This window comes from Enterococcus sp. HMSC072F02, from assembly GCF_001837725.1.
GTDB classification, from domain to species: Bacteria; Bacillota; Bacilli; order Lactobacillales; family Enterococcaceae; genus Enterococcus_B; species Enterococcus_B lactis.
Map to the genome: position 1 here is coordinate 17,003 of NZ_KV833949.1, position 20,353 is coordinate 37,355.

At 38.8% G+C, this 20,353-nt stretch carries 17 protein-coding genes and 1 pseudogene; 13 read left to right on the forward strand and 5 right to left on the reverse strand.

Translation table 11 applies throughout. The features are described from left to right. Positions 1 to 9 precede the first annotated feature (9 nt). A complete protein-coding gene (locus HMPREF2731_RS06225) occupies positions 10 to 1,032 on the reverse strand; it encodes a lactonase family protein (RefSeq protein WP_002335468.1) in 1,023 nt (340 codons plus the stop codon). A gap of 127 nt (positions 1,033 to 1,159) precedes the next feature. On the opposite strand from HMPREF2731_RS06225, the gene HMPREF2731_RS06230 reads away from it, so the two are divergent. Beyond that, on the forward strand, positions 1,160 to 1,513 hold the full coding sequence (locus HMPREF2731_RS06230) for a PTS glucitol/sorbitol transporter subunit IIA (RefSeq protein ID WP_002291472.1): 354 nt from the start codon (positions 1,160 to 1,162) through the stop codon (positions 1,511 to 1,513). Between the two features lie 11 nt (positions 1,514 to 1,524). Beyond that, positions 1,525 to 2,691 (forward strand): AI-2E family transporter, encoded by a 1,167-nt coding sequence (locus HMPREF2731_RS06235; RefSeq protein ID WP_002291475.1) that lies wholly within the window; start codon positions 1,525 to 1,527, stop codon positions 2,689 to 2,691. Between the two features lie 88 nt (positions 2,692 to 2,779). Here the strand turns inward: HMPREF2731_RS06235 and HMPREF2731_RS06240 are convergent, their stop codons facing one another. Together HMPREF2731_RS06240 and HMPREF2731_RS06245 are read right to left on the reverse strand one after the other, a co-directional pair. Beyond that, complete coding sequence (locus HMPREF2731_RS06240) at positions 2,780 to 3,400, reverse strand: NAD(P)H-dependent oxidoreductase (protein WP_002291477.1); 621 nt, start codon at positions 3,398 to 3,400, stop codon at positions 2,780 to 2,782. Between the two features lie 190 nt (positions 3,401 to 3,590). Next, positions 3,591 to 3,887, reverse strand: a pseudogene (locus HMPREF2731_RS06245) (rhodanese-like domain-containing protein). Positions 3,888 to 4,090: 203 nt separating this feature from the next. On the opposite strand from HMPREF2731_RS06245, the gene HMPREF2731_RS06250 reads away from it, so the two are divergent. The 9 genes from HMPREF2731_RS06250 (at position 4,091) to HMPREF2731_RS06290 (ending at position 15,952) form a co-directional block, all read left to right on the forward strand. After that, positions 4,091 to 4,741: a TetR/AcrR family transcriptional regulator gene (locus tag HMPREF2731_RS06250; protein ID WP_002291481.1), complete on the forward strand. Its 651-nt coding sequence runs from the start codon at positions 4,091 to 4,093 to the stop codon at positions 4,739 to 4,741. A 15-nt stretch (positions 4,742 to 4,756) separates the two neighbouring features. Continuing rightward, positions 4,757 to 6,484 (forward strand): ABC transporter ATP-binding protein, encoded by a 1,728-nt coding sequence (locus tag HMPREF2731_RS06255; RefSeq protein WP_002291482.1) that lies wholly within the window; start codon positions 4,757 to 4,759, stop codon positions 6,482 to 6,484. Then, on the forward strand, positions 6,481 to 8,373 hold the full coding sequence (locus tag HMPREF2731_RS06260; RefSeq protein WP_002291484.1) for an ABC transporter ATP-binding protein: 1,893 nt from the start codon (positions 6,481 to 6,483) through the stop codon (positions 8,371 to 8,373). The genes HMPREF2731_RS06255 and HMPREF2731_RS06260 overlap by 4 nt, the downstream gene beginning before the upstream one ends. A 204-nt stretch (positions 8,374 to 8,577) precedes the next feature. Continuing rightward, complete coding sequence (locus HMPREF2731_RS06265) at positions 8,578 to 9,447, forward strand: VOC family protein (protein ID WP_070872594.1); 870 nt, start codon at positions 8,578 to 8,580, stop codon at positions 9,445 to 9,447. 208 nt (positions 9,448 to 9,655) lie between these two features. Further along, complete coding sequence (locus tag HMPREF2731_RS06270) at positions 9,656 to 10,681, forward strand: serine hydrolase domain-containing protein (RefSeq protein ID WP_070872596.1); 1,026 nt, start codon at positions 9,656 to 9,658, stop codon at positions 10,679 to 10,681. Between the two features lie 38 nt (positions 10,682 to 10,719). Further along, complete coding sequence (gene manA / locus HMPREF2731_RS06275) at positions 10,720 to 11,670, forward strand: mannose-6-phosphate isomerase, class I (RefSeq protein WP_002291489.1); 951 nt, start codon at positions 10,720 to 10,722, stop codon at positions 11,668 to 11,670. Positions 11,671 to 11,762: 92 nt separating this feature from the next. After that, a complete protein-coding gene (locus tag HMPREF2731_RS06280) occupies positions 11,763 to 13,466 on the forward strand; it encodes a PTS transporter subunit EIIC (protein WP_070872598.1) in 1,704 nt (567 codons plus the stop codon). Between the two features lies 1 nt (position 13,467). Beyond that, positions 13,468 to 15,501 (forward strand): BglG family transcription antiterminator, encoded by a 2,034-nt coding sequence (locus HMPREF2731_RS06285; RefSeq protein WP_070872600.1) that lies wholly within the window; start codon positions 13,468 to 13,470, stop codon positions 15,499 to 15,501. A 10-nt stretch (positions 15,502 to 15,511) separates the two neighbouring features. Beyond that, the gene (locus tag HMPREF2731_RS06290; RefSeq protein WP_070872602.1) at positions 15,512 to 15,952 is read left to right on the forward strand and encodes a PTS mannitol transporter subunit IIA; all 441 of its coding nucleotides are present in this window, start codon (positions 15,512 to 15,514) and stop codon (positions 15,950 to 15,952) included. Between the two features lie 109 nt (positions 15,953 to 16,061). Here HMPREF2731_RS06290 and HMPREF2731_RS06295 read toward each other — a convergent pair whose 3' ends face one another. After that, a complete protein-coding gene (locus HMPREF2731_RS06295; RefSeq protein ID WP_002291493.1) occupies positions 16,062 to 17,189 on the reverse strand; it encodes a hypothetical protein in 1,128 nt (375 codons plus the stop codon). Positions 17,190 to 17,191: 2 nt separating this feature from the next. Further along, entirely contained in the window at positions 17,192 to 17,869 is a 678-nt protein-coding gene (locus HMPREF2731_RS06300) for an ATP-binding cassette domain-containing protein (protein ID WP_002291495.1), read from the reverse strand. 263 nt (positions 17,870 to 18,132) lie between these two features. Between HMPREF2731_RS06300 and HMPREF2731_RS06305 the strand changes: the two genes are divergently transcribed. Then, the gene (locus HMPREF2731_RS06305; RefSeq protein WP_002291496.1) at positions 18,133 to 19,899 is read left to right on the forward strand and encodes a PTS mannitol transporter subunit IIBC; all 1,767 of its coding nucleotides are present in this window, start codon (positions 18,133 to 18,135) and stop codon (positions 19,897 to 19,899) included. A gap of 14 nt (positions 19,900 to 19,913) precedes the next feature. Next, on the forward strand, positions 19,914 to 20,351 hold the full coding sequence (locus HMPREF2731_RS06310; protein ID WP_002291499.1) for a PTS mannitol transporter subunit IIA: 438 nt from the start codon (positions 19,914 to 19,916) through the stop codon (positions 20,349 to 20,351). Positions 20,352 to 20,353 lie beyond the last annotated feature (2 nt).

Here is a 20,353-nt window from a genome sequence, read left to right on the forward strand (position 1 = left end):
CTTTTCTTGCTAACGATCAAAATAAACACAGACACATTCTGGTGCATAGACATCTTTTTGCAATAATTCCAGTAATCCTGTTTCAGGATGACGGCGGTATAATGTCAGATTATCGGTATTCTGATTAGCACATACGACAAAATCATTGCTTGGATCTAGTGCGAAATCGCGAGGAAAATCGCCTTCTGTTGAGATGATTTGTTTATTTTGGATGTGAGAACCATCTTCGGAAACTGCGAATACGGCAATCGAGTTGTGTCCCCGATTAGAAGCGTAAAGGAACTTGCCATCATTGGAAATGCGAATAGCAGCCCCTCCATTTTCACCGTCGAATTCTTCTGGCAAGGTCGATATTTTCTGTAATTCTTCAAAATCACCTGTTTCTTTATCATAAGAAAGCACTCGGACTGTGCTGTCTAATTCACCAAATAAATAGGCGAATTGTCCATTCGGATGAAAGACGAGATGGCGAGGGCCTGTTCCTGGCTCTGCAGTGAAGGTAGTTACAAGATTCAATTTGCCGTTTTCGGACACATCATAAGTATACACACGATCTGTACCAAGATCACATACGACTAATCGTTGGTCAGGAGTCAGATCCGTATAATGGACATGCGCATGATCTTGGTTTTTATGAGGGCCTGTCGCTTCTTGATGGAATACTGAATCCGCTGCTTTCAGCTCGCCATCTCCTAATATGTGATAGACATTTACTTCGCCTTTATGGTAGTTGGCCCCATAGAGCAATTGCCGTGTTTCATCAACCGCTACATAACATAAAGGAGCCCCAGACTCTGTTACCGCATTCAAAAAATGAAAATCCTTATCGTACGCACCGGCACCACCTAATCCGTCTACACTGGTAACCGTGTAAAGATTGCCAGCTTTGCTTTTTGCTAGGTAGGTAGGGCTGTTCTCTTCAACAGCCAATGAAAGACTGGATAATTCTTCTTTTTCTGTATCAAGATCGATCGTATAGATTCCTTTGCTTTCGCGACGCGTATAGGTTCCTAAAATTATCTTTTCGATCATATGAGCTGATTCCTCCTAATGGTAATGAAATAGTTTTCGTTTTTATTCTATCACATAATTATTCCCCACGTCTAAAGAATGAGAATGTGTTATACTGTTTTTGAAAGCAAGTAAAGGAGAGAGTGCGATGATTCAGGCAACGATTACAGAAATTGGAACAGAAGCAATAAACAAGGAAGAACCGATGCTGATTTTGTTCGATAAAACAGCAACAGCTGCCTTGCGAAAATATTCGGTGATTCAAGAGGTGTCGAAAGATGAACCTTTTTCTTTGAAAGCAGGCGGAACGATTACTTTTGATGATCAGTCGTATACGATCGATTATGTCGGTCCGATGGCCAATGGAAATTTAGAGACGGTAGCTCACGTATCATTGATTTTTGATACCTGTCCAGAAGAAGGACAAATTGCAAACGGAATCTATCTCCATCCGCATGAACTGCCTGCTATTGGTTTGGGAAGCCAAATTATTTATAACTAACGGGAGGACTTATGGAAGGGAAAAATAAGAAGAACAGACCGGTGTCTTGGTTTTGGCGCTGGTTTTTAAATAATCAAGTGGTCACAGCTTTACTTGTTGTATTGTTAATATTGCTGATCGTCTTTTTATTTACAAAAGTTTCTTATTTGTTTGCACCGATCTGGCAATTTTTAGCAATCGTAGGACTACCTATCATTCTAGCAGGCATCTTGTATTACTTGATGAATCCAGTAGTTGATTACTTTGAGAAGCGAAAAGTACCAAGGCTCTATAGTATCATTGGGCTGTTTGTTTTGGTCGTTGCATTAATCGTATGGGGAAGCGTAGTGATCATACCTAAGATCCAGGAACAAACAGTCAGCTTTATCAGTAACTTTCCTCAATACGTTGATACGATCGATAATAAATTGACCGAGATCTTGAGAGACCCGCTGTTCAACCAATTTCGAGAACAGTTGGAAACAGCAGGTGATAAGTTCATGAATTCAGCAGGTGATATGATCCAAGACATATCTAAGAGTACAGTTCAGAGTCTTGGGAGTTTTGTTGGTGCGGTAGCGACTATTTTAGTAGCTTTGCTGACGATGCCGTTTATCTTATTTTATTTATTGAAAGATGGTAAGCGATTAGCCCCTTATTTCGTCAAGTTTTTACCAACACGCATGCAAAAACCGACGTTGAATGTGCTGAGTGAAATGAATAGTCAAGTTTCCTCATATATAAGAGGGCAATTAACTGTGGCTTTTGCTGTGGCAATCATGTTTATGATTGGTTTTGCAATCATTGGTTTAGAATATGCTGTCACGTTGGGAATCATTGCAGGGTTCTTGAATCTGATCCCATACTTAGGCTCATTTTTAGCAATGATTCCAGCCATCTTTTTAGCTATTGTGGCAGGTCCATTCATGATCATCAAGGTACTGATCGTTTTTGCAGTAGAACAGACAATAGAAGGACGCTTGATCTCTCCGTTAGTATTGGGAAATCAGTTAGCAATTCATCCAGTAACGATCTTATTAGTGCTGCTGACGTCAGGGAAATTGTTCGGGATCGTTGGTGTGATCTTGGGGATTCCTGTTTATGCAGCAGCTAAAGTAGTGATCACTCATGTTTTTGAATGGTATACAACGATTTCTTCTCTTTATGAAGAAAATCCGTTGAAAAAGCAGAAAGAATAACAAAAAGAGACAGAGGAAAATATCCAAAGCACAAATGTTACTTTGAAGATTTTTCCCTCTGTCTCTTTTATATACATTTACCTCAATTTTAAAATGATTTACCTAAAGCAGTAGCTTTATCTAATGCATTTTGCATCAACTCATCTGCACGGTCAGGGTCATAATCGATTCCTTCGATGAATAGCTGTTCTACTTGATCGATGCCTACAAAGTTCAAAATACCTTTTACATATTGAGAGGCAAAGTCTTGTCCGTTGTATACACCGCCATTAGATTGGATGTGCAGTGCTTTTTTACCTGTCACTAATCCTTCTGGCCCGTTTTCTGTATAGCGGAACGTTTTTCCAGCTACATTGACAGTATCGAACCAAGCTTTTAATTTTGTTGGGATATTTAGATTCCATAAGGCGTTTGCGATAACGATTTTATCAGCAGCAAGGAACTGCTCAGTCAATTCATTGAAACGAGCGATTTTTTGTTGTTGACTTTCTGATAAGGAAGTGAATTCTGCACCAGCACGTAATGCCTCCCAACCTGATAATAATTCTTCATCGATTTCTGGAATATCATCGCGATAAAGTTCCAAAACAGTCACTTCATCATCTGGATGATTTTCTTTATAACTTGTTAAAAAAGACGTCAATGCCTTAACTGTACGTGATTCTTCTGCAGTTAGGGGATGACCTTTGACTACTAAAACAGATGCCATATGCTTACCTTCTCCTTTTTTTGCTATGATTGTTATAACTATGACTAACAAAATCAGTTTACTCGAAAAAGAAAAGGCTATCAAGTCATATTGATAAGGTTGAAAAATAAATAACTAAAAAAAGACAGGATATAAAAGAAGCTGTGACACGATTTTTGTCACAGCCCCCTTTGAATCTAACAAGCAATGTTCAAGCAACGCTTGACTGAAGAGCTTCCATCCCACCAATGATATAAACAGCACGAAATCCGCTAGCAGTAAGTTGATCGGCTAATGCTTCTGATCATCTGCCTGTGTAGCTTAGAATATAATAAAGTTTTTTTGGATCTAGATTTTTTAATTGTCTTGGCAAGATAGCAGCGGGGATAGAAAGCGAGTGGCTTAAGTGTTTTTTTGTGTAATCTAAAGTATTTCTTGTATCTAAAACGATGCTGTCAGCATCGAGAGGCAATTTATTGAAGTCTTGGACACTAATTGATTGGGCCATTTATCTCATCCTTTGTTTAGTATGTGGCTATTTTAATGGGCAGCTCTCATTAATTCAAATGGAAGGATTCCTCTTATCATTTTTTTTATGTATCGGATAATAATGAAAAAAACTATGCAAATGTCTTGCAAAACAGGTGGGAGGTGTTATAATGACATAGCGTCATATGACAATGTGTCATCTTAGAAGAAAGGAGGAACCATATGCCGACACAGACATTTTTCCATTTGCCGAAAGAAAAACAAAAAAGGTTAATTGAAGCGGCGAGAATCGAGTTTTCTAGAGTACCTTTGAAAGAAGCCTCGATTGCTAATATCGTCAAATTAGCGGATATCCCTAGAGGCAGTTTCTATCAGTATTTTGAAGATAAAGAGGATCTTTATTTTTATTACTTTGAGACAATGAGACGTGACAGCTCTAAAGATATGTTGCAACTAATAAAAGAATCCGATGGTGATCTATTCAAAGGATTCGAATCCTATTTTTCTAAAATGATTTATGAGATTTTGGAAGGTGAGAATGCTTCTTTTTATCGTAACTTGTTTATGAACATGGATTACCGTGCCTCAAGAAAAGTCGCTCCTCATACGAGTCGCCAAAAAACGCCTCATGATCCACATAAAGAACACAAACAAGATGCAAAAGAGTTGCTTGAATTGATTGATCGGACGAAGTTGAAAGTAAAAAATGATCATGAATTGGAGTTACTGATCCAATTAGTCATGAATACTGTATTTACAACAATTGCGCATTCGTATCGCTTATTTTCAACATCCGAAGATTACTCAGCAGAGCAAGCAATCAGTGAATTCAATTTGAAACTTTCTTGGCTGAAAAACGGAGTATATAAATAGAAAGAAGGGAACTAGATGCTAAAAATCGTAAAACGGATCTCCTTGACTTCAGCAATTGCAGCTGCAGTTTTCATGGTGATCCAAGTACTGGCAGATTTATATTTGCCGACACTTACCTCCAATATCATTGATAAAGGGGTAGCGCAAGGAGATGTCGATTATATTTGGCATACAGGTTTTGTGATGATCGGTTTTTCTTTGATCAGTATCTTAGCCGCTATTGCAAATACATTTTTTGCTACTCGAGAATCACAGAAACTGGGTAAGCAATTGCGTACGGATGTCTATAAAAAATCAGAGAGCCTGACAAAAGATGCGTTTGACAAATACGGAACGGCCTCTTTGATCACAAGAACAACCAATGATGTGACTCAAATCCAAATGGTCACACAAATGTTTTTACGTATGATGATCAATGCACCAATCACGTTGATTGGCGCGAGTATACTTGCTTATCAAAAAGATCATCAGTTGACAAAAATCTTCTTAGTCGTCATCCCAGTAATGATTATTTTGATTGGCGGAATCATGTATTTTGCTGTTCCATTATTCAAAAGCATGCAAAAGAAAACTGACCGTTTGAACCTGGTATTTCGAGAAGGGTTGACAGGTGTCAGAGTCATCCGCGCATTCGATAAGACGCGCTTTGAAGAAAATCGTTTTGATTTAGTGAATAAAGACTATACAAATACGGCAATCAAAGTGAATACGATCGTCGCATTGATGATGCCGATGATGACATTGATCATGAGCGGTACAAACGTAGCAATCACTTGGTTTGGTGGACACTACATAGCAGATATGACCTTAGAAGTCGGTAATCTGATTGCATTTATGACTTATGCGATGCAGATCTTGATCAGCTTTATGATGCTTTCCGCTATTTTCATCATGGTACCTCGTGCACAAGCTTCAGCTGACCGTATCAATGAGGTGTTGGATGAAAAAATCGGTATCCATGACCCTGAAAATCCTAAAACCGTTTCTTTTGCTGGAAAAGAAGCAACATTGGCCTTCAATCATGTCAATTATCGATATCATGGAGCAGAAAAACTTGCATTGGAAGATATTGATTTTCAAGCTAAGTCGGGCGAGATTGTCGCAATCATAGGAGGAACTGGTTCAGGTAAAACGACCTTAGTCAATTTGATCCCCCGATTATATGACATCGAATCTGGTTCGATCCAAATAAACGGAACGGACGTCAGTGAAATGACTCAATATAATTTGCGGGAGCTAATGGGCTTTGTTCCTCAAAAAGCAGTTCTTTTCTCTGGAACGATCCGAGACAATATGCAGTATGGTAAGCCGGATGCAACAGATGAAATGATTTGGGAAGCATTAGAAATCGCACAAGCTAAAGATTTTGTTTCAGAGATGGAAGATGGCTTAGACAGCCATGTGGAACAAGGAGGAGGAAACTTCTCCGGCGGACAAAGACAGCGTCTAGCAATTGCACGGGCATTAGTCAAAACAGCAGACATTTATGTGTTTGATGATTCCTTCTCAGCATTGGATTTCAAAACGGATGCCAATCTTCGCCAAGCGTTGAAAACGAATATGAAAGAAAGTATCACGGTTTTAGTTGCTCAACGAGTAAGTACAGTAATGGATGCAGATATGATCCTTGTACTAGATGAAGGAAAACTAGTTGGCAAAGGAACACATGAAGAACTATTGGCAACAAATGAAACTTATCAAGAAATCGTTCATTCACAACTAAGAGAGGAGGACTTAGCATGAGTAAAACAAACACACGTCCCTCTCACGGACCAGCAGGCGGTCCAGGACACGGCGGACCTGGCAGGAATCTCGGTGTAAAAGGGGAAAAGCCTAAAAATTTCTGGGGAACAGTACGCCGATTGTTTGGCTATATGTCTAAACGTATGGTTGCAATCATCGCTGTATTTGTACTAGCAATAGCAGCCGTGATTTTCCAAATCCAAACACCAAAAGTTTTGGGGAAAGCAACTACAGAAATATTCAAAGGTGTAATGGCTGGCGCGCAACAGATGCAACAAGGGCAACAAGTAACAAAATTTCCGATAGATTTTGATAAAATTGCGCAAATCATTGCAACAGTAATCGTGATGTATTTGATCTCAGCTGTATTCAACTTTTTACAGCAGTTTATTATGACACGTGTTTCACAGCGGACAGTTTATGAGTTGCGTCATGACTTGGAAGCCAAAATGAATCGTGTACCGATTTCCTATTATGATACACATACAAATGGCGATATCATGTCTCGAGCAATCAATGATATGGATAACATCGCAAGCACGCTGCAACAAAATTTGACTCAATTTGTAACTAGTGCAGTCACATTGATCGGGGTCATCGTGATGATGCTTTCAATCAGCTGGCAATTAACGTTAGTCGCGTTATTGATGATTCCTTTAAGCTTGATCATCGTTATGGTCGTTGCGCCAAAATCACAAGTGTTTTTCGCAGATCAGCAAAAAAGTTTAGGTTTATTGAATAACCAAGTAGAAGAAACATATGGTGGTCATACGATTGTTAAAACATTCAATCATACTGAAAAAGATCAGGAAGTATTTGAAAAAGAAAATCAGAATCTGTATGCCGCTGGTTGGAAAGCTCAATTTATTTCGGCAATCATCATGCCGTTGATGAATTTCGTTAAAAATCTAGGCTATGTGTTCGTCGCTGTACTAGGCGGAGTAAAAGTTGCAAATGGGAACATGACATTAGGGGATGTTCAAGCATTCTTACAATATACGACACAGTTCTCTCAACCAATCACTCAACTTGCAAGTTTGATGAACACTATCCAATCAACAGTTGCTTCAGCCGAACGGGTATTTGAAGTGTTGGATGAAGAAGAGATGTCCAATGAAAAATCTGGCCTTCCAGAAGAAAAAGATACACCATACAAAGTTCGTTTTGAAAATGTTCAATTCGGCTACACACCAGATAACTTGCTAATGACTGATTTCAACTTGGATGTCAAACCTGGTGAGATGGTCGCTATTGTAGGGCCAACCGGTGCAGGAAAGACGACACTGATCAACCTTCTTGAACGGTTTTACGATGTTTCTGGAGGCAGTATTCGTTACGATGGTGTAGATACCCGTGACCTTTCACGTGATGAATTGCGCGCACAGTTTTCAATGGTACTGCAAGATACTTGGCTGTTTACAGGAAGTATCTATGACAATATCAAATATGGGAACGACGATGCAACAGATGAACAAGTCATTGAAGCTGCTAAAGCCGCTCACGTAGATGATTTTGTTCGTAAATTGCCAGAAGGATATAACACTGTATTAAACGAGGATGCAAGCAATATTTCGCAAGGGCAACGTCAGCTGATCACTATTGCGCGGGCATTCTTAGCAAATCCGGATGTCCTGATCCTTGATGAAGCAACATCTAGTGTAGATACACGAACAGAAATACTGATTCAAAAAGCGATGAATCGCCTATTGGAAAACCGAACAAGTTTTGTTGTCGCTCACCGCTTGTCTACAATACGCGATGCAGACAACATTATTGTGATGAATCATGGTTCGATCGTAGAAACTGGAAACCACGATACATTGATGGAAAAAGACGGATTCTATGCAGATCTTTATAACAGTCAGTTTTCTGAAGAAGAAGCTTCATAGAAACGTACAAATTTATTATTTTTCTTTACCGCATGAAGCACATTTCAAGAAAATGAGTTTCATGTGGTTTTTTACTCATTTATTTATAAAAAACAAGTAAAATGCGAAGTTTCTCACACTTTTTTTAACAAAATCAAAGTTATTGCTTGAAAGAAGAAGAATCCATCGTTAAAATAAAGCTTGACGTAGAGGGGAGCAAGAAATATGAGAGATTTTCAATTGGGGGCTGCCACCTATTTAAAAAGTGTAGCCATTCGGGTGAAAGACCGAGATAAAATGATTGATTTTTACAAGAACGTTGTTGGCTTTGATTTGAAAAGAGAAGAAAACGAATTAGCCATTTTAGGAACAGAAGAAGCTGGAAGTGAAATGTTGCTGCTGGAAGAAAGTCCTAGAGCGAATGATCACATGGGGGAGATCAAAAAGCTGAACCGTTTCTCATTGATTATCCCTAGCACAGAAGAAATGGCAGATATTCTTTGCCGTATTCGTAAAATGAATTATCCAATCAAAGAAGCTTTAGAAGATCATGGTCGTATGGGGATTTTACTCGTAGACCCAGAAGAGAATGAATTAGAAATTTACCATGAAGAGAATAAGAGTGACCAAAGAGAAGTTCCAGAGACGATGGATCAAGAAGCGTTGTTAAGAAAATCTGAAGAAAAATTCAGTAAACTATCAGCAGGATCTTTTTTTGAGAAAATCCATTTAAATGTTACTGATTTAGCAAAAGAACGCCAATTTCTTAATCGTGTCCTTGGTTTGAAGATACATAATGAAGAAGAGGGCATCCATGTATTGAATGAAGGAGACTTCCATGTTGGATTGACAGAAGCAAGTGGTGGTGCCATCGATTTGCCTACAGATGAAGTGATTGGCCTTGATTTTCTGAAATTCATGATTGATACTGAAAGCATGGAAGGACTGATTGCTCACTTGCAGCAATTATCAGTCAATTTCTTCTTGGACAAAAAGCATACAGTACTCACAATCTATGATGCCATAGGAATCGAATGGTGGTTCGTCAGTGAGCCAAAAGAAAAGAATAAAACTGACATTCGATGCGACGCTTAACTTTTTCTTTCTTAACGATTGTCGCATGTCTCGTCATTTTATGAACGGTCATACTATTACTTGTTCTAGAGATAGAAAGAGCAAACGGTATACCGAATGAAACTGCGTGGTTTTCCGCGCAGTTTTTTTTGTGTAAAAAGGTTGATTCCTCATAGATTAAGCTTTAAGCTTGGACTGTAAGAATTTGACAGAAAAGCAGGAGAAGAAGATGTACCCACAAACGAAACAGCTTATTTTGAAAAAAATGGAAGAAGGATTTTATCCAGGTGTAGCAGCCGCCTTCATCAAAGAAAATCAAGTAGAATCATTTACAGCTGGCTTTGCCCAAGTCGTTCCTGAAAAACAGCCGATGACAGAAGATCTGTTGTTTGATGCAGCATCACTGACGAAAGTCGTTGCAACCACTTCATTAGTTTTGCGTCTATTAGAAGATGGAAAAATAGAACTCGATCAACCACTGCATAAATATCTTTCTGAATTCGAAAATCAGACAATCACTTTGCGTCATTTACTGACACATACTTCTGATATCAAAACATGGATACCAAACAGAGATGAGCTATCTCAGGAAGAATTGATTGCCGCTTATTTGAAGCTAGAACCAGGTGAGCAACTAGGAAAAGAAGTAAAATATACAGATGCCGGAACGATTCTTCTTGGATTGATGCTGGAAAAAATTTACCAAGAAACTGCAGTGGAAGTCTTTCAAGAACAAGTATTGGAACCATTAGAAATGATGAACAGCTTATTTCTTCCTTTTCCTTCCAAAAAAATCGTTCCCACAGAACAACTGCCTTCGGGTGAGGTTTTGCGTGGACAAACTCATGATCCGAAAGCAAGAGTTTTAGCTGAACATGCAGGAAATGCTGGGCTCTTTATCGATTTGAACGACAGCATTACTTTTGTCCAAATGTATTTGAACAAGGGAAAAATCAGTAATGGTCGGTTTTTAGAAGAAGAAACGATTGATTCTTTGCTACAAGATCAAACTCCAGAAAGAAATGGCTATCGTTCTCTAGGGTGGGATTTAAAAAAAGATGTAGGAGACGGTCATGCGATTCTTTTTCATACTGGTTATACAGGTACGTTTTTCTTGATTGATATAAAAACACAAGAAGCGTTGATATTTTTGTCTAATCGCGTACATCCTGTCGATCATCGTGCGGAGTATCTCATATGTCGAGATGAAATTGTTGAAAATTTTTTGAAAGAGAAAGCGGTATTACAGAAATAATGCTATAATAGCTATGAAAAATGAGAGGAGTTTGAATTATGCAAGAACCTATGTTTTTAAAACCAGTTTTTCAAGAAAAAATTTGGGGAGGAAGCCGCTTACGTTCAGTCTTCGGTTTTGATATCCCTAACGATAAAATCGGAGAAGATTGGGCGATCAGTGCGCATCCTCATGGTGTCAGTGTAGTAGAAAATGGCGAATTCAAAGGGAAAAGATTAGATGAACTATGGTCAGAACACAAGGAATTGTTTGGCCATCCTTCAGAACCAGTGTTTCCATTGTTGATCAAGATCTTAGATGCAGAAGATGATCTATCTGTACAAGTACATCCAGATGATGCCTATGGGATGAAACATGAAGGTGAATTAGGAAAAACTGAATGCTGGTATATCATCGATGCTGAACCTGGTGCAGAAATTATCTACGGTCATCATGCAAAGACAAGAGAAGAACTAGCTGAGATGATCAAAGAGGGGCGCTGGGATGACCTTTTGAAGAAAGTACCAGTTAAAAAAGGTGATTTCTTTTATGTACCAAGCGGAACGATCCATGCTATTGGTAAAGGGATCATGATTTTAGAAACACAACAAAGCTCCGATACGACTTATCGCGTGTATGACTATGACAGAAAAGATGCGCAAGGACAAACAAGAGAGCTGCATATCCAACAATCGATTGATGTAACAACTGTCCCTGCCAAAACACCAGAATTACAAATCAAAGAAGTCCGAAAAGGGAATTCATCGATCGTCACTTATTTAGAAACTGAGTTTTTCAATGTATATGAGTGGGATATTAAAGGAATCACATCTTTCAAAAAACAAGCCCCTTATACGTTGATGACAGTGATTGAAGGAGCAGGAGACCTTGTTGTTGACGGAAAAACATATCCATTAGAAAAAGGAACAAGCTGTATCATTCCAAGTGGCGTTTCTGAGTGGACGGTCCAAGGTGAACTAGCAATCATTGCGTCTGAACCAGGCAAATAGTTCCCAGATAGCTGAAAGCGGCAGACGGTTTTCGTTTGCTGCTTTTTCTACATAAAATCCGTCTATCAATAAATAGAAGTATGGTGAAAAAGATGGAATACAAATGGAAAGCAAACGGCAGCAGTCGAGTGTTTACGAAACAACTGAGAAAAGCCGGACACCACTTGAATGAGATGATCATGCCCAACCTAAGTCTGTTTATTGCTTGGGGAATCTTATCATTAGTAATAAAAGGTGTGTCTGGCGATTTGCACGCCACGTTGGAAGAGGTATGCCACTGGATGATTCAACTGCTTTTACCAATCTTGATCAGCTATTCAGGCGGAAAATCGGTAGGGGGACAAAAAGGGGCAGTCGCGGGCGCAATCGCTTCTTTAGGGTTGATTGCTCGTTCCGATGCCCCGCAAATCGTAGGAGCGATGATTATAGGGCCGCTTGCCGGCATCTTGTATGAACAATTTGTTTCTAGATTTCATGAGAAATTCAAAGCTGGGTATGAAATGCTTGTCAGCAACTTACTAGTAGGGCTGATTGGTAGTATTATTTGTATAATTGGAATCGTTTTTATTGAGCCAGCTTTAAATAGTTTCCACCTGTTGCTTGTCTCCGTCGTGTCTTGGCTAGTCAAAATGAATCTGTTGCCGCTTGTCAGTTTGATCCTAGAACCTCTAAAAGTATTATTTTTTAATAATGCAATCAACCATGGTGTGTTGACACCTTTAGGAATCGAATTCTCACAAGCAGTCGGACACTCTTACCTGTTTTTGATGGAGGCAAATCCGGGACCTGGTTTAGGGATCTTACTTGCTATCCTTTGTTTTGCAAAAAAACAGGAAAAAGTAAACGCAAGTGGAGCGTTGATGATCCATGCGATTGGTGGGATTCACGAAATTTATTTTCCGTTTGTCTTGTTGCGTCCATCTCTGTTTTTAGCTGTAATGGTTGGTGGAGCAAGCGGCACGTTGATATTCCAATGGTTAGATGCGGGATTAGCTACTCCTGTATCGCCCGGGTCACTACTCGTGATTTTTGCCAATACGCCTTATCCGCAACTAGCTGGGGTAAGTATAGGGATAGCAATCAGTACATTTGTAACCTTCATTTGTGCAACGCTGCTATTGAAATTACCGAAAAAAGAAAAAGGAGACAACACGGTCAAAGAAAGGGGAGAAATCTTGGAACTATCTACCATTCATTCTGTCGTTTTTGCGTGTGACTCAGGCATGGGATCAAGCGCTATGGGAGCCGCCTTGCTGAAGAAAAAATTAGCAGCGGAAAAAATTGATCTCGCTGTTGGATACAGCTCTGTCTATGAATTGAACAATCAAGTAAATCAGCTTGTTATCGTCCAACATGAATTAGCGGATCTTGCAAGAGAAAAAGTACCTCAAAGTCAAATTTTCGTACTGGATCACTTTTTGGAAACAGATATCTTGCTGTCACGAATAAAAGAAGCGATCCACGAACCAAATTGGAAAGAAAAAAAAGAGGGAGTAGAAGTAGTAGAACAGAAAAAATCGCCCGTCAACGTTGTGTTTTTGTATAAAAATAATAGACGTGGTTCACAAACCATGGGCATGGCGATTTTAAGTCAATTAGCAAAAAAAGAGAAAAAACAGTTTGTTATCTTAAAGGAACCAATCGAACAGCTCAAAATCCAAGAAGAAACGATTTATATCGCGCAAAGAGAACTAGCTGTAAATGAACAGCTAAAAGAAACGATCCCTCAGCTAGTCCTAGTGGAACATTGGGTAGCTACGAATGAATACGAAAAACTCGTGAAGGGAGAAAAATAAGATGTACTTATCGCCCAGAGAAAAACAATTATTAGCAGAATTTCTCAGCAGTCCCTCACCTGTGACTATCCAAAAAATGATGAATTTATTGAAAGTCAGCAAGCGGACCGTTTACCGCGAATTAGATAATCTTGAAGTCTCATTGAAATCGGTAAATGCTTCTTTGAAAAAAGTAGCAAGAGGTTCGTTTGTCATTGAGGCATCGGAAGAAGTAATGGAGCAATTAAAAGAAAATACAGATGGGAAAAGCGAGGATTTGCCTACTGCTAAACGACAGCACGCAATTTTAGCCGAGCTGTTACTAACGACAGAACCGTTGAGTCTTGCCCATTTTATGGAATTATACCGCATCAGTAATACTACTTTTTATGCAGATATCAAACAGTTGGAAGAAAGTACCCGCCAACTGCCTTTGGAAATCATTCGGAACCAAGGATATGAGATCGTAGGACCGGAAAAATACCGTTGGCTTCTAACAGCGAATGTATTAGAATTAGAAATCAATGAATATGAACTTTTTCATAGTATTTCTTTTGATTCATCGCTGAATTACTTTTTTCGATTCGTTGATCCGCAACATCTGTCTCTTGCACGCCAAGTAGTCGGGGAAGAATTGATCCAAAAAAAGACCAATCTAAGTGATAGAAAACTTGAACATTTGGTTTTGATGCTGACATTGACGATGGATCGTGTAACGAAAAATCATTTACTGACAAATGAGACGTATAATGGTCTGGCAAACAAAGAATTGCTTCAGACCGCTAAACGATTATTCTCACGGATTGCTTCTGAGACAAAACAACTTTACCCAGTAAATGAGATCGTCTTTTTTGCAGGATTATTAAATGACTTCACGAACTCATTTGATCAGAATTTCTTTGAAGAAACGTTCGATACACAGCTTGCTTATTTAGTAAAACAACTGATTCAAGAAGTAAGTGAAGAGACGAATGTCCATTTTTATGAAGATGAAACCTTGTACAAAATGCTTTTGACCCATTTGTCTGGTGTGTTTTCAAGAGCCGTTTTACAAGAAGAGACACTGACTAATCCGATTTTAGAAAAAATCATGGTTCAATATGAAGAAATTGCCAATGCAATCCGCCAAGCAGTAGAGCGGATTTTTCAAGAAAAGAAATTATCAGAAGAAGAGATCGCATATATGGTCCTTCATTTTGCAAATTCATTGGAAAAAAGTCCGAAAGAAAGCAATATCAGTATTGCAGGATTTTCACCAAGCGGCTTAGCTTCTACTAGCATGTTGGAACTGCGTTTGAAACGGTATTTTCCTTTCATTCAACAGATTCATTTCTATCGGATCGCTGATTTGAAAAAAATTGATTTACAAGAAGAATATGATATTGTTATTTCTACATCTATTCTACCAGGATATGATGGAACATATATTTTAGTCTCCCCGCTACTGCTAGAAGAGGAAGTCAAGCAGCTAAAAGAAGCTTTTTCGCATATTGAGAAGAAAAAAAGGCAAAAAAATACGTATAACAGCAATAACGAGTGGATGCTAGAAGATACTTATGAGGAAACGATGCATTTCATGGAGCAAATCAATCAATTACTTGATCGTTTCTTTATTCAAGAACTAGATAATCCTAATACGGTCTCTGAAACGATTCGCAGTTTATTTCCTTATTTTCCTGAAGGACTAGTAACGGATGAAGAGGTGGTTCATCGCCGACTGCTTAAGCGATATGAACAAGCACCTATCGGAATTCCTCATACAAATATGGGGTTATTCCATACATCCAGCTCATTGGTTTCTAAACCGATCTTTTGTATTTTCAATTTGAAACAACCGTTGACAATTGACGGGATGGATAGACAGCCAGTCGATTTGTCCCGTATGTTAGTTATGCTGGCGCCTTCGCCAATCCAAGAAAAAGACGGGATTCTTTTAGGAAAGATCAGTGGAGCAATCATCATGAACGATTTGAACACCGAGATCTTCCGTTCAGGAAATAGAGAAATCGTTTATCAATTGTTAGCGAAAATCCTGATTGAAGAAATAAAGAAATGAGGGTGAAAAGATGATCCAGCTACCAGCAGAAAAAATATTGCTCGATCAATCCTATCAAAATTGGAAAGAAGCGTTGACCGAGATCGGCCAGTGGATGACCCAACAAGGGGGAATCAAAGCGGCATATATCCAATCAATGATCGAAAGACAAGAAAAATCGAGTGTCTATATCGGGAATTTCGTAGCCTTGCCACATGGGACTGACAAAGATGAAGAAGTAATAGAAGAAGGGATCTATTTAGTCCAAGTGCCTGATGGTGTGGACTTTGGAACAAAAGAGGAACCAAAAATCGCTACACTCTTATTTGTAGTGGCTTTAAAAAGAGAACATCAGTTAGCTGTGCTCCAAGATTTAGCCTTTTTTTGTTCAGACATCGACCAAGTAATGGCACTCAGTGATGCGGAAACCATTGAAGAAGTCCAAATGATTTTTGAACATGGACATATATAACCAATGTTCTCAGTAAAAAAGATGCCTTGCATCAAGTAATAACTTCAACCAAGTGAAAAATAGGAGACGGTGACAAGATTTTTGTCACCGCTCCTATTATTTTTGTGTTTTAATAGCTCTTTTTTATATAGATAGCGCCCATACCTATGAATAATAGAACGATACTCCATGTACCAAGTGTCAAGATACCATTCATGAAAGTAACCTGTTCTGAAGCTAGTGGCGAGAACATATCTCCTCCTACGATCACATTTTGAAAATCAACATAAGAAGTTGGCAAGTAATGACTGATTGATTCTATCCATTCAATCGAAGAAAACAAGCGATACTCTGCTAAGAAAAGACAAAGAAGTGTACCTAAAAGATTGACTAGAGAATGTTCAAATAAAGCAGATAGAAGAAAACTGATTGTACTTAAAAAGAGTACCCACAACAACAGGAACAGAAAACTCTGGAAAAGATACGCATACATCGGAAGGATTCGTATCTCCTGACCAATGATCGTTCCTACAGGATAACGGAAGTCGCCCAAACCATTTTTGATTACTACTAGTATAGAGACGAACAAAAATGGAATCACGAGACTTAGCATAGCTGCACCATAATAAACGGTGAAACGGATGCTATGTTTCTTTACCATACTATCCGGTAATAGATTGACTAGAGAGATTACCTGCTTTCTTTTTTCATAAGAGATGATCGAGGAAAGAAACAAGGCGGTTATACATAAAATCAAAAAACTAGAAATTATTCCTGAAAAAATATTTTCGTAGTAATTCGCTAAAGGGAGATGCGCTGGCAAGTCAAAAATAGAATATCTTTGGATCTGATGTTCTTTCATATAACGGAGCAACTCGACACGTTTTTGTTGTTCAATGATTGGAATTCCTTGTCTTTGACCAGAAATCAGTCGATCCAGTATATCTTTTTCATAATGATAAGTTGCTTCGACCATTTCCTGGACGTTCCCTGTGTTTTTTGCATGTAAGATTGCTTCGATCAGTTTGTTGCTTTTCTCTAAACTTTCCACAAATTCTTTCTCATTCTCATCTTCTTTCAACGTTTCAATCAAAGTTTGCGTCTCTTCATAGTTATGATTTAGTTCATCGAATTCTGTATAAGCAAGTTCATAATCAAAAAAAAGTGGGAATGCAAAGAGCACGATCAACAATAGAGGAAATAAAAAGTTTACTTTGTTTTTTAGTAAGAGATTGCGTTCAAATGTAAATAAAGTCATAGTTACACCTCATACAATTTACGATAAATAGCTAAAATCTCTTCCATATTTGAGGATTCTGTGACGATTTCTCCATTTTTTAGAAAACATGCTTTAGAACAAATCGATTGGATATTCGCGATAGCGTGGGAAGAAAGAAGAATCGTCTTCCCCTCTTTCTGCCATTGTCTGATCAGCCTATTCAAGATATCAATACTTCCTGGGTCTAACCCGTTCAACGGTTCATCGAATAACATGACAGATGAATCACTGATCAAGTAAGCAGCAAGCAAGACATGTTGTTTCATTCCTAGAGACATTTTTCCAATCGGCAAAGTAAGGTACTCAGTCATCTTCAATCGTTGGAAAACAGTTTGGTATTCTACTTTGCTCTGCCAATAGTATTTGATCAAAGTCAAATAATCAACAGCCGTTAGATAGTCGGATAACTGATTCGTTGATTCTAGAAAAAAGAAAGACCGGCGATAATCTGTATAAGCAGTAGGAGAGATGTTGTGAAGGGACAATTGATCATAAGTTGTTGGCAGCAGTTGGGCAATGCCATTCAGCAAAGTTGTTTTGCCAAATCCGTTCGGGGCAATCAAAGCAGCTACTTCTCCTGATTCTACTAAAAGATCCAATTGTCGAATCACACGTTTTTTACCACGTTTCATGTTCATGTTTTTGATCAGTAATGTCATAGATAGGCCTCCAATATAAATTTTAATATCATAATAAAACAAAAAATATCCAAATAAAATGCTGACAAAAGTTATTATTTACATATTATAAAAAAGCTAAAATAACATGTTTATTTAAAAGTAAAGTTTGCTGATCCCGAAATTTTTTTATTTTGCTGATATCCTCAAACCTTGGGCACAAAATTTCGTGCCAAAGTACGACTATTTCTCTTTTTAGTAAGCGGATACAATTAGAGTATCAAAAGGAGAGAGGAAGAGACAAAATGGAACGGACGATTCCCAAAAACAACATTTCGCTAAAAGCGAGGGTACAAAAATTAGGCAGTACCTTATCAAGCATGGTCATGCCAAACATTGGAGCACTGATTGCTTGGGGTGTGTTAACGGCTTTATTTATCCCAGATGGTTATTTGCCAAATGAAGCTTTCGCTACCATGGTAAGCCCGATGCTAACTTATCTGATTCCTTTATTGATCGGCTATACTGGCGGAAAAGTAATTGCTGGTGACCGCGGATCAGTTGTGGGAGCAATTGCAACGATGGGTGTGATTGTCGGAACAGATATTCCAATGATGCTAGGTGCGATGATCATGGGACCTCTTGGTGGATATGCCATCAAGAAATTTGATCAGCTGTTCCAAAAACGGATCAAATCCGGTTTTGAAATGTTGGTCAATAATTTTTCAGCAGGTCTTATCGGTTTTGGATTAGCGTTATTAGGTTTTTCTGCGATTGGTCCAGTTGTCGATGCATTGACTCAAGCAATGGCAAAAGGTGTAGAGATCATTTTATCTGCCCATTTGATTCCATTGACAAGTATTTTTATTGAACCAGCAAAAATCTTATTTTTGAATAATGCAATCAACCATGGGATTTTGACACCATTGGGAACTGAACAAGTAGCAGATGCAGGAAAATCTATTCTATTCTTGCTTGAAGCAAATCCTGGTCCAGGACTTGGCGTATTACTTGCTTTTACTTTGTTTGGCAAAGGAGCAGCAAAATCTTCAGCACCAGGTGCCATGATTATCCACTTTTTAGGTGGGATTCATGAAATCTATTTTCCTTACGTCATGATGAAACCGTTATTATTCTTATCAGTTATAGGCGGAGGAATGTCAGGAAGTTTCATTTTCCAATTGATGGATGCTGGACTAAGAGCGCCAGCTTCTCCAGGGTCGATCATTGCGATTCTAGCAATGACACCGTTCAATTCTTACCTTCCTGTTATTTTGGGCGTGATTGTTGCCGCAGCTGTTTCATTCGGTATTTCTGCAGTGATTTTGAAAGCGGACGCGAAAGATACAAATGAAGACTTTGAAAAGTCTGTGCAAGAGACAAAAGCAGCTAAACAAGCATCTAAAGGTGCCCAAGGTATTCCTCAAGGAACTGCGCTATCTGGCGTACAAAAAATCATTTTTGCTTGTGATGCAGGGATGGGATCAAGTGCGATGGGCGCTTCGATCTTGAGAAAAAAAGTACAGGAAGCAGACTTGCCTCAAACGGTGACTAACCAAGCAATCAGCCAACTGACAGATGACTCGAATACATTGATCGTTACTCAGGTCGAACTACAAGAAAGAGCAAAACAAAAAGCACCGAACGCGCGTTTTGTCTCAGTAGAAAACTTTTTGAATTCACCTCGATATGATGAAATCATTCAAGAATTGAGCAGCAAACAGGAACCATCAGCTTCTGAAACTAAGAACGAGCCAACAGAAGAGTTTCTTTCAGCAAACATCAAACAAATCAAAGAGATCCTACTTGTTCACGATGATCGTTCGGGATCAGCAACAATGGGGATGACCGTGCTCAAAGATATATTAGACAAGAACCATTTAACTATCCCGTTACGAAAAGTCAACATCCAGGAGTTAAAAGGGGAACCTGATTCACTGATCGTAGCCAAAGAGAGTTTAGCAGAAAAAGCACGGATGGCTGCACCGCAATCCATTCATTTATCGGTTAATAGCATGGTCAACCCACAAAAATTTGAATCAATTGCACAATATTTGAAACAGACAGCTTAAGGGAGGAAAACAGCATGCAAAGTTTGCCATTCGACATGATCGAACTCAATCGATCATTTAAAACCAAAGAAGAAGCGATCCGCTATTGCGGTCAAAAGCTTGTAGAAGCAGGATGCGTTGATGAGGAATATATCGATGCCATGGTAGAAAGAGACAACATGTTATCTGTTTACATGGGGAATTTTATCGCGATTCCTCATGGAACAGATGAAGCAAAAAAATATGTGAAAAAATCCGGCATTTGTGTCGTACAGGTGCCAGACGGTGTCAATTTTGGTACGGAAGAAGAAGAAAAGATTGCGACTGTTTTGTTCGGTATAGCAGGAGTCGGCGATGAGCATCTGCAACTTGTACAGCAAATCGCACTTTATTGCAGTGATATGGACAATGTTGTCCAACTAGCAGACGCGCTCAGCAAAGAAGAAGTAACGGAAAATCTAGCAATTGCTTAAGG